The organism is Bacillus sp. NEB1478 (assembly GCF_031582965.1).
GTDB lineage: Bacteria > Bacillota > Bacilli > Bacillales > Fictibacillaceae > Fictibacillus.
In genome coordinates, this window is the sequence record NZ_CP134049.1 from 2,533,218 (window position 1) to 2,548,502 (window position 15,285).

Annotated in this window: 13 protein-coding genes; 6 read left to right on the plus strand and 7 right to left on the minus strand. The window is 38.1% G+C overall.

All coding sequences use genetic code 11. The features are described from left to right. Positions 1–260: 260 nt before the first annotated feature. Entirely contained in the window at positions 261–797 is a 537-nt protein-coding gene (locus tag RGB74_RS12535; protein WP_310759641.1) for a copper resistance CopC family protein, read from the minus strand. A 222-nt stretch (positions 798–1,019) separates the two neighbouring features. Here RGB74_RS12535 and RGB74_RS12540 point away from each other — a divergent pair, with 222 nt between their 5' ends. Further along, complete coding sequence (locus RGB74_RS12540) at positions 1,020–1,109, plus strand: YjcZ family sporulation protein (protein WP_310256776.1); 90 nt, start codon at positions 1,020–1,022, stop codon at positions 1,107–1,109. Positions 1,110–1,370: 261 nt separating this feature from the next. On the opposite strand, the gene RGB74_RS12545 is transcribed toward RGB74_RS12540, so the two are convergent. Beyond that, a complete protein-coding gene (locus tag RGB74_RS12545; protein ID WP_310759642.1) occupies positions 1,371–3,461 on the minus strand; it encodes a peptidoglycan D,D-transpeptidase FtsI family protein in 2,091 nt (696 codons plus the stop codon). A gap of 339 nt (positions 3,462–3,800) precedes the next feature. Between RGB74_RS12545 and RGB74_RS12550 the strand changes: the two genes are divergently transcribed. From RGB74_RS12550 to RGB74_RS12560, 3 genes are read left to right on the plus strand one after another with little or no spacing between them, the layout of a single operon-like run. After that, positions 3,801–4,580 (plus strand): ABC transporter permease, encoded by a 780-nt coding sequence (locus tag RGB74_RS12550; RefSeq protein WP_310759643.1) that lies wholly within the window; start codon positions 3,801–3,803, stop codon positions 4,578–4,580. Between the two features lie 3 nt (positions 4,581–4,583). Then, positions 4,584–5,369 carry an ABC transporter permease gene (locus tag RGB74_RS12555; RefSeq protein ID WP_310759644.1) on the plus strand — a complete coding sequence of 262 codons (786 nt, stop codon included), beginning with the start codon at positions 4,584–4,586 and terminating at the stop codon, positions 5,367–5,369. Between the two features lie 12 nt (positions 5,370–5,381). Then, on the plus strand, positions 5,382–6,347 hold the full coding sequence (locus tag RGB74_RS12560) for an ABC transporter ATP-binding protein (protein WP_310759645.1): 966 nt from the start codon (positions 5,382–5,384) through the stop codon (positions 6,345–6,347). A 42-nt stretch (positions 6,348–6,389) separates the two neighbouring features. Here the strand turns inward: RGB74_RS12560 and RGB74_RS12565 are convergent, their stop codons facing one another. Together RGB74_RS12565 and RGB74_RS12570 are read right to left on the minus strand one after the other, a co-directional pair. Further along, positions 6,390–7,247, minus strand: a complete 858-nt coding sequence (locus tag RGB74_RS12565; protein ID WP_310759646.1) for a patatin-like phospholipase family protein — start codon at positions 7,245–7,247, stop codon at positions 6,390–6,392. Between the two features lie 470 nt (positions 7,248–7,717). Further along, positions 7,718–9,322, minus strand: a complete 1,605-nt coding sequence (locus RGB74_RS12570) for an N-acetylmuramoyl-L-alanine amidase family protein (RefSeq protein ID WP_310759647.1) — start codon at positions 9,320–9,322, stop codon at positions 7,718–7,720. A gap of 252 nt (positions 9,323–9,574) precedes the next feature. Between RGB74_RS12570 and RGB74_RS12575 the strand changes: the two genes are divergently transcribed. Beyond that, positions 9,575–9,961: a hypothetical protein gene (locus RGB74_RS12575; protein WP_310759648.1), complete on the plus strand. Its 387-nt coding sequence runs from the start codon at positions 9,575–9,577 to the stop codon at positions 9,959–9,961. A 70-nt stretch (positions 9,962–10,031) separates the two neighbouring features. Here RGB74_RS12575 and RGB74_RS12580 read toward each other — a convergent pair whose 3' ends face one another. Beyond that, positions 10,032–10,808, minus strand: coding sequence for a Cof-type HAD-IIB family hydrolase (locus tag RGB74_RS12580; RefSeq protein WP_310759649.1), 777 nt, complete (start codon positions 10,806–10,808; stop codon positions 10,032–10,034). 81 nt (positions 10,809–10,889) lie between these two features. Beyond that, positions 10,890–11,816: a DMT family transporter gene (locus RGB74_RS12585; protein WP_310759650.1), complete on the minus strand. Its 927-nt coding sequence runs from the start codon at positions 11,814–11,816 to the stop codon at positions 10,890–10,892. 684 nt (positions 11,817–12,500) lie between these two features. Here RGB74_RS12585 and RGB74_RS12590 point away from each other — a divergent pair. After that, the gene (locus RGB74_RS12590) at positions 12,501–12,707 is read left to right on the plus strand and encodes an alpha/beta-type small acid-soluble spore protein (protein WP_310759651.1); all 207 of its coding nucleotides are present in this window, start codon (positions 12,501–12,503) and stop codon (positions 12,705–12,707) included. A 69-nt stretch (positions 12,708–12,776) separates the two neighbouring features. Here RGB74_RS12590 and RGB74_RS12595 read toward each other — a convergent pair whose 3' ends face one another. Next, complete coding sequence (locus RGB74_RS12595; RefSeq protein ID WP_310759652.1) at positions 12,777–15,224, minus strand: DUF6359 domain-containing protein; 2,448 nt, start codon at positions 15,222–15,224, stop codon at positions 12,777–12,779. Positions 15,225–15,285: the final 61 nt, after the last annotated feature.

Genomic DNA, 15,285 nt, shown 5'->3' on the forward strand with positions numbered 1-15,285 from the left:
TAGTTAGAAAAAACTATATATGTGCTCCAATTTCTTTAAATTAATTGAAAAATTTACTTTATTAAGCATTCATGACTTTGAGGCAATTTCAAAAAATAACAATGAACAATGATATTATGAACCACGTTGAAAATTTATGATTGAATTTTCACATAGAGAAAACTTGATTGATTCTATATGGCTGTTTCCTTCCACTGTAGTAGCCTCAAAATACAAAAAAGAGGAGGTGTTTAGAATACACACTCCTCTTTTTATCTTTGTTAGCTTCTTTTTCTAAAAACCAAAAATGATCCAACAGCGATTAATAATACTAATACAATTGTTAACGGCGCAAAGTATTTGGGATTACTCGGTTTATTTTCATGTTTATGAGCTGTCTGTTCATCGCCATTTTCTTGCTTGGGCAATTTCGCTTCTGCTTTTTCTTCTGTTTCCTTCTGGGTCGGTCTGTCTACAGAAAAGGTATAATCCCCTTCAATCACATGGCTATCGGCACCAATTATTCGATATTCAACTGTGTAAGTGCCATTTTTGAGCGGCTTCGTCATTTTTCCAGTCATCTGATTATCTTCATTGCTAATTTGAAGTGGAATTTCCTTATTTCCATTTTTAAGTTTCATCGTACTTAATGATTCGATTTTTGTAGAAAAAGTTAAAACCAATACTTCAAGATCCGTCGTAACTTTTTCTCCTTCTGATGGCTGAGCAGATTCTAGCTCAGAGTGCGCAAATACGGAAACTGGCAATTGAATTACAAATACAAATAATAAAAGAAAGGATAATACCTTTTTAATCATTCATCTAACTCCCTGTTAGCAAAATTTTCTTCTCTATCTTATTAAAACAAAAATAACTCACTTTTCACAAGTACACAGTCTTTACAAATCGTTGACAATTCTAAGCACATACATACATTTTAGCCTATTTTAATTAAAACTGGGCATTTGCCCACTTCGAAAAATGAAAACAGGCATACAATACAGTGTACTAACAATTGCAGGTTTAAAGGAGGAAAAACAATGGGTTCAAGTCATGGTAATGCTTTTGCATTAATTGTCGTGTTGTTTATTCTTTTGATTATTGTGGGTGCAGCTTTCGTTTGCTGCTAATGAAGTAATGGGTATGCATATAATTAATGCAGCTCATCATCGAACCATGATTGATGAAAGATATCTCCAATCATAAAAAAGCCAGCTTAATTGCTGGCTTTTTTTCATTATTCGACCGGTTATCTTTTATTGTTAATATTCATATCAAGACAGGAAACCCAATCCCTTTGGATTGCTTTCATTTAAATAAAATTCAGATGATTTCCAGTTGGAAAATCCACAGCCAAAAAAATTTCCTGCACAAAAAAGAAAAACCCAGCATCAATGTGCTGAGTCATCATCTTCTTTTTTGGATTTGTTAGCGTCTGCTGCTATCGTTTCTGCACTGGATCCGTACTCTTTTTTCAGTTCCCAATATGCTTCCAATCCACGCTGTCCGATGAACTTATTGATGCGTTGGAATCCGTTCATAGGGGTACCTTCAGGAACAACAACCGCAAAAGCAATTTCAGGGTTATCAGATGGCGCATACCCCACTAATGTTAGATTGTGTTTTTCAATCAATTGTCCCGTTCGCGGGTTTTTGAATATCCTTTGTGCTGTACCTGTTTTTCCCGACGGATTGTGATATTTCTCTTCGTCATCAAAATACCCTTTTGCCGTTCCGTGCGGTGCATGCATTACTTGCCAGAAGCCTTTCTTAACCCTGTCAATATACTTATCATCAACTTCAATTCTATTTAATATTTCAGGTTCAAAACGCTTTATTAGTTTACCCTCATGTTCATCACTTGTACTTGGCTCGCGAATTTCTTTTACTAGCTGCGGTTTTACACGATATCCGCCGTTTGCAATGGTTGATACATATTGAACCATCTGCATCGTCGTATACGTATCAAACTGACCGATCGCCATATCGTACAATGTACCATTTTCTCCTGGAATCGGTGTTCCCTGATAGCCAGTAGCTTCATTAGGAAAATCAATTCCCGTTTTTACGCCAAGTCCGAATTGATTATACATATATCGGGCTTTATCATAGGTTTCTGTCCAATGTTCAGGGCCAATCATGCGGTCCATAATATTGAACATATAGACGTTCGAAGACATTTTTAAAGCATCTAAGTCTGTAATGGGACCCATGTTTTTCCAGGAAGACTTATTTAATCCCTTTTTTGTAAAGGGTTTATCCACAATAACTTGTCCTGGATAGATGAGGCCTTTTTGCAAGCCCATTAATACAGTGGCACCTTTAATTGTTGATCCTATTTCATATGAATTATATAAGGCACCGTATTCATCATTAATAAATTTGCCGTTTTTATATTTTTTCCCCGCAATTCCCTTTACTTCACCCGTTTTCGGATTCATCATAACGATATAAGCGGATGAAAGAAGTTCGTTCCCTGGCAGTGATTTCGCTTTTAATAACTCTTCTTCTAAAATACGCTCTAATCGGAATTGCAGTTCCATGTCCAGCGTAAGTACAATATCTTTTCCTCTTTGACCAGGAATGGTTTTTGGTTCACCAATCGTCTTTCCGTTTTTCGGGTTCGTTAAGTATACGGCTTTTTCTTTTGTTCCTCTTAGAACTTCCTGGTATTGTTCCTCTAAGCCACTGACACCGACCTGATCACTTCTGTCATATTCCCTGCTAATGAAATACCCCATACTGTCTTTAGGGATTTGCTTAACAGATCCAAATATTGCTGAATCTCCATATGGATATATCCGCTCTGAATCCGCCATGATATCGATGCCCGGAAGGTTTGCCAGGTTTTCCGAGATTACAGAGATTTCTTTCTCATTCAACCTTGTTTTAACTCGCTGGGCCGAATATGCATAACCCGTTTCCATCGCCCTTTTATAAGCAAGAATTTTTATATCCTTATCGGAAAGATTATTAACTTCTTCTTCAGAAATCGTATTTACTAGCGCTTTATATTGTTCTTTATCGCTACGTTTCTTTTCTTGTTTACTTAATCGTTCTTCCATTAATTCTTTGATGTCATGTTTTGCGATAAAGTAATCTTTTTTATCCCGCATCGTAATTTTCTTTATTTGTTCTTCAGTAACGCCTAATGTATCTGACAGCCATTTCGCAATTCTCATCGTGTCTTCTGTTTTCGTATCGACTGTTTTCGTATACGTTAAGGAAAAGAAAGGTTCGTTTCCTACAATCTCTCGGAAATTGCTATCGAGCAGTTTGCCCCGCGGCGCTTCCTTTTTAGCAATAACTTCTTCTACGGCTTCAGACTCAAGTCGTTTTTCTTCTCCATTTACAATCTGCAGAACACCCAGTCGTAAAACAAGAATTGAAAATAGTAAAAAGACAAATAAAAACAAGACATTTAAACGAAAGGGTATTTGTGCTTTTTTCTTCTTTTTTTCTGGATCCACTTTCGTTACCATCATTTCGCCCCTTTTGGAAATTTTCCCGTTAATTTTACAATTATATTACAAAAGCATCTATTACTAGATTACTAGATGTTGGACTAAATTCCAACATATTCTTAACATTTTTCACATAAAGTTTTGATGCTTTATTTTGCTGGAAAATAAGAGCGCCTTAGAGAATAAGCCTGTTAAAAAAAGATCTTTGTGCGTCTTGAACATAGAGTGAACAAAATTAACTGAATATCATCTAGTATGCTTGTTTTTTAAACTTTTAGTTAGTAAAAAAAGAATTGCAAACTTTTGTAAAATTTGCTATTTTATAATTCTGCGCAAAAAACGAAATAAGGGGGACATATGGTTTATTGGATTCTATTACAAAAAAGTTTTATGCGGAATTTGCAGTATAAGGTAGCTCACCTCATAAATAATGCGGCTAGTGCGATCTTTGGGTTTGTGTTTATCGCGATCTGGACAGGCGTTTTGCAAGGCAAGGAACAGAACAGTCCATATGGAGTTTTGGACATGACCTACTACATTGCTGCTGTTCAATGTATCCTCTGGGTTTCAGGTTTTTTAACTGCGGGACTCAATATTCAAAATGGGGTGCGCAACGGCGCCATTTCGTTGGAACTTGTTCGACCAACTAACTTTTTTCTATATGTTACCTCTCAAGAAGCCGGACGGCTCGTTTATAACTTCTTCTTTCGCTCGGTCCCGATCGGACTCGTATTTGCCATAACTGTTGGCTTTTATGTACCGCAGCAAATGCCGACCTATCTTTTCTTATGTTTATCGATCTTTCTTGCTATTATTATCTCAATCAATCTGCACTATCTTGTCGGTATAAGTGCCTGCTGGACGACCGAAATATCATGGGCTCACTTCGTCAACTTCACTCTTTTAGCAGGGCTGGGCGGGCAGTTTGTTCCCATTGATTTCCTTCCAGCGCCGCTTTCGGCAATAACCCAATACTTGCCCTTTGCTAGTGCAATCTACTATCCAGTCATGATTTTTCTCGAAAAAACTTCAAGTCATGTTATTTTTATTCAGTTATTTTGGACGGTGGCTTTAACCCTTTTAAATCTTTGGTTAACGGAAAGAGCACGTCAAAAACTCGAGATTCAAGGAGGTTAATAGATGAACCTTTTTATAAAACTCGTATCAGGAAGCATTCGTTCACAGATGCAGTACAAAATAAATTTTCTTGTATCCTCCCTATCATATGGTTTGATCATGGCAGTTGATTTTATTTTGCTGGCTGCTATTTTGCACCGTTTTGATAATGTGAAAGGCTGGAACTTATACGAGGTAGGTTTACTGTACGGTATTTCTTCTGTTGCGCTGACCCTTTACAGAGTATTTGGGGTTGAGATCCACAACTTTGAGAAGTACATGGTTGAGGGAGAGTTTGATAGTCTTCTGATTCGACCTGTCTCACCACTGTCACTTTTGTTAACAAAAAATCTGGATCTCTCAAGAATCGGAGGAACCGTTCAAGGTGTTTTGATTTTGGCTATCTCCATTATTGGTCTTAATTTGGAAAATTTTGATATGTTCCTGCTTCTCATTTATTTGCCGATTACAATTATTTCGGGTATCATCATTTGCTTTTCGCTCGGGCTTTTGACTGCTACAATCGCTTTTTGGACTCAGCGCATTAAAGACTTCCAAGTTTTTACGCTTTACGCACCTTTTAATGCTGCTAACTATCCGATGAACATTTATCCAAGCTGGCTAAAGCTCATATTTTTCACTGTGATACCTGTAGGATTCATGAATTACACACCCATTCTTTTTCTTTTAGATAAAGGCGGGAGTATGTGGAATCTAGCATTACCACCAGCTGTGGCTCTTATTTTTCTTTTTTTTACATTGCGATTTTGGCAGTTCGGCATTCGGCATTACCATAGTACAGGAAGTTAAGGAGGAATCACTTTGATTGTTGCACACCAGTTAAACAAACATTTTAAAATTTATGAAACGAAAAAAGGCATCTTAGGGTCAATGACTTCCCTCTTTTCAGCGAAACATCATGTCGTAAAAGCCGTTAACGATATTTCCTTTCAAATAGGAGAAGGAGAGTTCGTCGGTTACATAGGACCAAATGGAGCAGGTAAATCGACTACTATTAAAATGCTATCTGGGATCTTGCACCCTACCTCAGGAAAAATCGAGGTGAGCGGTCTAAGTCCTCAAAAACGAAGAAAAGAGGTGGCAAAAAAGATCGGAATTGTGTTTGGACAACGGACACAGCTTTGGTGGGATTTGCCTCTCCGAGATTCGTTTGATATTTTAAAAGAAATGTACAAAGTCCCCGATGCCAGGTACAATCAGTTTCTTAAGCTGTATGATGATATGCTGCAAATCGGAAAATTCATGAATACGCCTGTCCGAAAACTCTCTTTAGGTCAGCGGATGCGAGGAGATTTAGCTGCGGCTATGATTCATGATCCTGATGTATTGTTCTTGGATGAACCGACGATTGGACTCGATGTCAATGCGAAGACGAGTATCCGTGCATTCTTAAAAGAACTGAACACGAACGAAAAGAAAACAATTCTCCTAACCACACACGACATGGATGATATTGAACAGTTATGCAGCCGTGTGATTGTTATTAATCACGGAAAGCTAATACTGGATGGTACTTTAAATGATCTAAAGCAAACGATTGGATTGCCGAGTGTGATGGAAGTGCAGTACAGAAGTAAACCGAATAGCATTGAGCCATTAAATGGCGTTGAGAAAATCAGCTGGGAAAACGAAAAACTGGTTCTTTTATACGACCGGAGTATTCTTTCTTCTCCTGCTCTATTGCAATCTGTTACAAAATGGGGTGAACCGATCGACATCCAGATGAAAGAGCCAGAAATAGAGGAAGTCATCCGGAAAATCTATTAGCAAAAAAAACAGTCCAAAGCATATGCTTGGACTGTTTTTCATTTAATTCGTCAGCCAGCTTCTTAATTGATCCAGCTGTTCTGTCGCATCTTTTCTTCCTTGTTCATAGAGCAGTGCAAGTCTTTGAGAATCCCGTTCTACCCGTTTCACCTTCATTTTTTCCAATGGGCGCAAAACGAACAGATTCCCTTTTTGCTCTTCTTCCTCAATATAATCCAATGTTTCATTGTATTTTAAGTAACGGCCCTTTAAGCTTTCATCGAGCCCTGTATATTCAGGATAAAAGCGCTTTGTGACCCAAGTTAATTTTGGTTTTTTCTTTCGGTATTCACGGTTTTGTGTTAACACAACGACCGCTTTTGAAACACCATCTGCTGCTGCTTTACGCACAGGTATCGGATCTGCAATTCCGCCATCCATGACATGTTTGCCTGCTAATTCAATCATTGGAGCAATAAACGGAATAGAAGCAGAAGCACGCAATACCTTGGATATATCGTTCACATCATAATCATCTCTTGTCAGATAAACAGGTTTTCCTGTTCTGCAATCTGTGACAACGATAACAAATTTTTCTTGTGACTGATGAAACGCGTGATAATCAAATGGAACAAGCCGGTTTGGTAGTTCATCAAAAATAAAATCCATACCAAATAGTCCTTTTTTCTTAAACAGCCAGTTTCGATAAGATATATATTCAGGATGCGAACAGTAATCCAAATTTACCGTCCGGTTTCTCCCATGCTGTCTGGATAAATAGGAAGCTGCATTACAGGCTCCAGCTGAAGCGCCTATTACATAAGGAAAATAAAGTTCATTTTCCATAAATACATCGAGTACACCCGCAGTATATACGCCTCTCATCCCCCCGCCTTCAAGGATCAATCCGGAGTTTTCCATAAACATTGCCACCACCTATAGTTAACTTACTTTATTATTTATGTTCTATAGTATAAAAATTTTGAAATAAAAAATCTAGCAAAGAGTCTTATTAAATGGATGTTTTCGTAATCGATGCTGCTATTTTCTGATTGATTTCTGCGCACACGAGCTCGCTTTCCAAGGGGAAATGCTGGATAGCCGAAAATCAGTGAAGGTCTTTTGATGATTTTTTCAAAAATTAAAATCGAATAATTGGAGTAACGTGGAATTATTGAAATTAACGTGGTTATATCAGCCATTACCGTGGATTTAAATAAAAAGGTTAACTCAAATGATAAGAAAACTGATGGATTTTAGGATAAGACGACCTGTTTAACGGGTTTATCTTGTTTTTCTAAAAAAATGTCGTCGAAAAAAAAGCATCAAAATAACAAAAAAGCGACTCAAAGAGTTTCATTTCTCTTTTGAGCCGCATCCTTCTCGTTCATCTATTGAAAATAGTTTGCGAGTCCATTCGTGATTCCGATCGCAGCTTTTGACTGGAATGAATTGCTTCTCACAGTTCTTTCATCAAACGGATTTGATAGGAATCCTAGTTCAACAAGTATAGCAGGCTGCTTATTCTCTCTCAATACGTGGAAATCGCCAAATCTGACATTTCCACCAGGAAGTCCTGTACCCGCTGCCAGAAGTCCTTTATGTACAGTGTTTGCCAGACTGATATCTTTTTGACCGTAATAGAACGTTAATAACCCTGTTGCTCTTGAATCATTCGCAGAATTGTAGTGCAGACTTACGAAGGCATCTGCAAAGTAATAATGACTGATCTCTACTCGCTTATTTAATGAGACATATGTGTTATCACTTCGTGTCAAAACAACAATTGCTCCTGCCTTGCTTAATTCTGTAGCAAGCAAACGAGCACTCATTAACGTAAGGTCTGATTCATGTGTACCTTGTGCTTTTCCGTTCGTCCCTGGATCATACCCGCCATGACCTGGATCAATAACGATCCGTTTCCCCTTTAATCCTTTCATTGAAGGATTTGAAGATACTGGTCCTGGACTTGTTGATGGTGATTGTGAATGCTGCTGAATCGCTACTAGCCAGCCAGCGATCCATGCACTGCTGCCATTGGATAATTTAATCTGTACCCAATCATTTTTGGATTGTACATAGGCGTACTCATCACCTTGATCTGCTCTTCCAACGATAAGATAAGATGTGGAAGGACCTTGACGCAAGTTTACACCGTCAGCCATTACAACTACCTTCTTATATACTGAAGAAGGAGGTGCTGCAGGAGGCTTCACATCTGGCTTGGGTGTAGTTTGGACAGGTGATGGACCGTTTTGAACTGATAAATACACATTTGAAACCCAACCTCTTTTTCCGTCGGCTGTTTGTACGGAAGACCATCCGTTCGCTTCATTTAAAATTTGAACGGCAGTTCCATTCTTTAAAGAACCAATGATTGGAGCATTTGCGCTCCCTGATGATCTGAAGTTTAAAGAAGTAGCTGTTACTTTTGCCCACTTTCCTTGAGTAGATGGATTGCTATTATTACCAGATGGTGCGGGCTTAACTGGTGCTGTAGCTGATTGATCAAGCAAGTAGGCGTTGCTTACCCACCCATTAAGGGCACCGGATGTAATATTTGACCACTTGCCTTGTTCTTTTTGAACGGTTACGATTGTCCCGTTTCGTAATGATCCAATTGTGCTGTAATTAATGCTTGGTCCTTTTCTTACGTTTAAAGATGTTGCTGTAACTTTAGCTTGTTTTACAGCAACTGGTTTAGAGGATTGAGCTGCACTTGTTTTAGAAGTTTTTAAGAATTCGGCACTCACCCATGCTCTGCCGCCATTAAAGGAAATGTTAGCCCATCCCTTTTCTGTTTTGTAAACCGTAACGGATGCCCCGCTTTTCAAAGACCCGATTTGTTTCCCTTTTAAAGATGGCTCTGAACGAACATTTAAACTCGTTGCATTGACAGTTGCACTATTATCAGCAGTTGCAGGTACTGCCTTATACATAGAAAGAATTATGATTGCACATAAAAATAAGTTTACAACTTTCCCGGTTGTTTTCACCCATTTCCACTCCTATATGTCGTCTTTTCTTGCTGTAAAGCTTATATCGTCAGTCTCCATTGTTCATTAAGTGTTTTTTCGCCAAATAGAACAATTTTCCTTCTGCAAATTTTCCATCATTTCTACTTTTTTCTATAAATTTCTTGTTTTTTTGACATAAGCAAATAGAAGGTAACAAAGGGCAAGAATAGAATAAATAGGGATATCATTTCCGAATCGAGATTTAATACACTGGAATAGGAGGGAAGGATTATGAAGTGTTTTTTCAATTTAAATGTTTTAAGCGCAGTTTTTGGATTTATCTTCTTCTGTACGATCGAACTTATGCTCAATACATACCGAATCAGCAATGCTGCAGGATTAAATATAGACCAATATGAAAGATTCAGTCCAATAATTTATATAACCTTTTTCGTTTTATCAACCATTCTATTACTGATCATCGAGAAGTATTGGATTGATTTTAGAAAGACAAATTTTTGGGCTGTCGGTCTGTGGATTCCATATTTCCTCATCTTTATCGTTCTTTTTAACAATGTGCTTCCTTTTAAAGATCCTGCTGAGGTTCCAGGTCCAGGTGCTGGAATCCTGTTAATATTTTCGATTTTTTTCTATTATCGGAGCTGGAATGGGATTTAAAGCAAAAAATGAATCGATATAGTGTTTTAAGCAGAAAAAAACTGGCCTCATCAGAGCCAGTTTTTCGTATTTATATCAAACCGTAATGTTTTAAACCGTGGTAGATACCATCTTCATCTACTGATTTTGTTACATAATCCGCTGCTTCTTTTGCTTCTGAAAGACCGTTCCCCATTGCAATTCCGGTTCCGGCAGTTTTGAGCATTTCGATATCATTTAAAGCATCACCGAATGCATAAACGTTTTCTGGTTTCATGTTCATTTTTTTCATAAACGCTTCGATTCCTTTGGCTTTCGAACCGCCTGTTGGAAGGATATCTAGTGCATCCTCATGCCATCTGATAAAATCAAACGTTCCTTTGTAACCATCGCGATACCCTTTTTCATGCTGTTCCTGGCAAAATAAAAGAACTTGATAAACTTCATTTTCTTTATAATATGCAGGATGATAAGCGGGATAGGCAGGCATTAGATTAAACGTACAATTTTTAATTATGTCATGATTATCTGCATTGCATGTTGCCTGCTGATGATCTAAATACACAAGGGGATGACCTGCTTTGTCAGCTTCTATTTCTATTTTCGAAATGGCTTCAGTTGAAAGAGGAACCTTCTGGATCACTTCATCCTTGAACACAACGTAAGATCCGTTGAAACTGACAAATGAATCAATGTTTAATTCATTTCGAATCGGTTCGAACATAAAAGGTCCACGACCAGTGGCAATCGCTACATGAACACCATTAGCAGTGAGCATTTGGATACTTTCTTTTGTGCTTTCAGGAATTTGTTTCTCATCATTTACAAGTGTTCCATCTATATCAAAAAATACAATTTTATCGTTCATTTTTGCATCTTCTCCTGTTGTAAGACTTACCCTACCATAGTGGTACGATTCGTAGAAAAAGTCAAATGAATCGATGCAGATTTATTTATTAACTGTTTGATTAATCTTCAGAATCCCTTTTTCAGGCATAGATAATAAAAATACCGTTAATATAATGAGCATTCCGCCTGCTGACTGATATGATCCAAATGAGGTTCCAAGCCAGATCACAGAAACGATTGTGGCCACTAAAGGTTCAGCACTTCCCAGCAGACTCGTCTCTGTTGATGTGATGTATTTTAAACTGTGCAAATACAAATAAAATGGCAAAAGCGTACCAAACACCACTACAAAGGCAAGCATCCATAAGAGAGACGGAGACCACATTACTCCATCTGCCCCAGGCCGTGTCAAAATGGAGACGCCGAGTCCTCCAATAAACATCGCCCATCCTACTATAGCTGCAGAAGAATATTTCTTTAAAAGTCTAACTGGATAAACGGTATAAACTGCAACTGAAATACCAGATAAAACACCCCAAAAGATAGCTTCCTTAGAAACGGTTATGTAGTTAAGTTTACCGTTTGTTAAAAGTAAGAACGTTCCCGTAAGTGCTATCAGAACAGCAATCCATTCTTTTCGCTTCGGCCACTTCAATACTTTTAATGCGAAATAGATTGTAATAAAAACCGGACCTAAAAATTGAAGAAGCGTTGCCGTAGGTGCATTTCCAGCCTCTATACTAAGAAAAAACGCAAGCTGTGCACCAATCATTCCTGTTAAGGAAAACACGACGAGATCTATACTGTCTCTTTTATTCTTCCATACTATAAACACGTTCGTCTTTATGGACAAAAGGCATAATAAAAGTACTCCAGCCATAACCATTCGAACAGATACAAGCCATGTTGCTTCAATTGCTGAATGGGAAAAAATCCATTCTGCTGCATTTCCTGAAAATCCCCATAGTGATGCACCAGTTAAGGCTAATACGATTCCTTTCCATCTGGAGGTTGTTTCATTTTGCACTACCATATCCTCCTTACCATTTCTAATTTTTTCATGGATATACGATACTTTCTGTAAATCTCCTTTCTATTATAGTTTAGAGATTCTTTGAAGATATATATTTATTTGTAAAACGAACGAATAAATGTGATAAATACTATCCGATCTCATACAGAGATCGTTTTTTTATAACTATAAGGGATATTTCAGCGGGAAATCTTCAAATCTCTGTCAGCTATCTGTTAATCAAGGTACAAACCCGACAAAATCATAGTGAAGGAGCCTATGGAGAATGAAGATTATCATTTGAGAGTTCGTAAATTATGTCTAATTCTAAATAATTAAGTCTCTTCGCTGATGAATTAGGTCTGAATTATTAAAATTAAGTCTCATTAAAGCAGAATTAAGTCTCATTAAGCAGAATTAAGTCTCATTTTAAATAATTAAGTCTTTCTACAAATTTCGAACATCCACCGATATTACCCTCCCACTCGAATACACTTAAAATAAAGAAAAACACTGCGCAGGAAACCTGAACAGTGTTTTGTATGAAAATAAAAATAGGGGGATGATTTACTATACGAAAAAACCAACAAGGTTGTGTAGGCAAATATCAAAATATGCGTATACCTATATAAATATTTTCCAGTACATGCATATTTTTGTAAAAGGTATACAAACTAGTATTACAAGGAGGTGATACATATGGCACGTAACAACTCTAATAACGATTTATCAGTATCTGGAGCTTGGGCAGCATTAGAACAAATGAAGTATGAAATCGCTTCTGAATTTGGCGTACAGCTTGGTCCAGACACAACTTCCCGTATGAATGGATCAGTAGGTGGCGAAATCACTAAACGTCTCGTTCAAATGGCTGAACAGCAACTTGGTGGCGGATACCGCCGCTAATCGCAATCGTAAAATGATGTTTGAAAAAGTCATCCCAAAAGAAGGATGACTTTTTATTTTGTACTTTATTTATTTAACTTTGTCTAACTTTACTTGAATCATAACAGGATCGTGGTCACTCGCCCTTCCGTGTTCTTCCATGAACTGCGAGTTGATATGAACGATATCTACTTTAGTCTTTTTAGCCATGTTGTTAGAGACAAGAATATGATCGAGCACCTGTGCGTTGCCTTGATAGGAATAAGTATATCGTTCTTTAAATGGGACTTCTTCAATCATGCTCGTCATTTCATTGCCCTTCACAGTTTGAAGTGTTGGCGTGAACTCAAAGTCATTGAAATCCCCAAGTAATACCACTTTTGCATTCGGGTCTTCCTTTTTAACATCCTTCACAAAACCGTTTACGATACTAGCAATCTTCAACCTTTGTTCTTCACTCTTCAAAATAGGAGGCTGATTTTTTCCAAACAGCGGCTGATCTCCGCCTTTCGAGTTAAAGTGATTGCCAACGACGATCACACTTTCGCCTTTAAATAGGAATTGTGCTGCTAATGGTTTGCGGCTATCTTCAAATGCCGGGTTCGTTGGATCAATACGTCCTGGGTTTAGTGTCAGTTTTCCATCTGTAAAATGAACAGAATCTGTTGCTGAACCTTTTGTTGCTTCTGCAAGTGACACGCGCTCAGGGTTGTAAATGAATGCCACGCGAATGTTTCCGCCTGGAATTCCGCCATCCTTGCCATCCGCAGGAGCAATATCAGTGTATGCGTAAGTTGGACCGCCTTTTGCTTCGATTTCAGCGATTAACCGATCTGCACTTTCTTTTGCGTCTGTATAACCGTTATTCGTTGGTCCGTTTCCATCCTGCATCTCAAGTAAACCTACGATATCAGGAGCATCCAAGTTGTAAACAATCGATTCAGCAATACGGCTTACTTTCTCATCACTTGTTCCATCTTTTCCTTCTTCGTTAGCAGAGAAATTTTCAACATTGAAGCTGGCAATTGTAAGTTCTTTATGTTTCTGATGGAACTTTGTGATTTCACGTTTCGTTTTGCCTTCAACAAAGGTTGGCAGATCTTCCCGATTGGTTAATAGCTTATAGTTTGAGAACCCATAGCTCATTACCCCTTTAATTGACCCAAGGAAGAAGTCACCTGATTTAGCAACGAACGATTCGTCGTTCATGTCCACAAAAATACGTTCGGGATTATAATCATTTGCAGTAATGTTTAAAGCACCTGATGTATTAAATTCTTTTTGCTTTCTCCAAAAGTCTGGAACAACTACAAGTTCCCCGTATTGCTGGGGTGCGATGACAGAAGGATTATTTACTTGTACAAGCATTCCTTCCATACTTTCATAAAAGTCAATTCCGTCTTCTTTCGGATCAAACAGCCCAAAATTATCATTATCGATGATCTCCGTTGGCTGCTGGCGACCGAACATGCCGATGATCGTAGCTCTAGGCAATGCTTGTCCTTCTGATAAAACTGTAATTGTTCCTCTATCAGCATTCAATTCTGTTACAGCAAGATCGGTTTTTAATTTATCAGAATAGCCATCGAGCACCCACTCTTTGACTTGTCCGCTTACTTCAATTACATTTCCTTTTACTTGACCGTGATTTTTTTGGTAAACAAGAATTCCTTCAGACGTGTTTTCATCAGCATCTGGATGTAAGTCCTGCATATAAAAATTGCTGGAGTCTACTACATGTGTGACGACACCTTTAACACCTTCAACTGTTTTACCAGCAACAGGTGATTGATGGCTCGCTCCTTGGATGTCATGAATACGGAGTCCGGCTAAAGCGACTTGGTAGCTAAATGTTGCAATATCACTATTCTTCAAGCCTTCCTTAACACCTAATGCTTTAATGGTTGTATCTTCATTAATTGTAATTGGACTTGTGTATAATGTGCTGTCTATCGTAGGATCCGAACCATCCGTCGTGTAGTAGATTGATGTGTCGGCAGTTTCTGTAGCAAGTGAAATTGTTGATCCTATTGAAACAATTCCTACTTCAGGAGTAGCTGTAATATCTTCTACTTGTGGTTCTGCAGGTGTACTGTCAACAAAATGATATTCATCTGCATTTTTATGCCCAGGAACCGAAAAATAAGCGAGGAGGTCTCCTCTGATCTGAATCTTTTTCCCAAGGTTTTCAGGGTGATCCGCTAAATTTAATTCAGTTCGTAAAGAAGTGTTAGGTAACTGAACGGGTAAAAGTTTCGTTTTATCTCTTTCATCTGGCGAATCTGCTAGTGCTAGATTCGTATTCACAGAAAACGGCCCATCAAACTGATATGAAATGGTTGCACCACTTCCACCTTTTACAACTCCAACAATATAACCTTCCACGGTTTGATCCGAACCTGTGTTGTTCGCTATGGCTTCACTGACGGTTAACACATCAGCTGCTTTTGCTGTTTGAGTCATGGGTAATACGAAGCTGAGAACCATTGCAAAAATTATGAAAACATGAGTCAAAATTCTTGGTTTCTTCCTCACCATATCGGTCCACCATCCTAAAATATTAGTTTGTAAATCGAAGTAATTCCATGAAAAATATAAC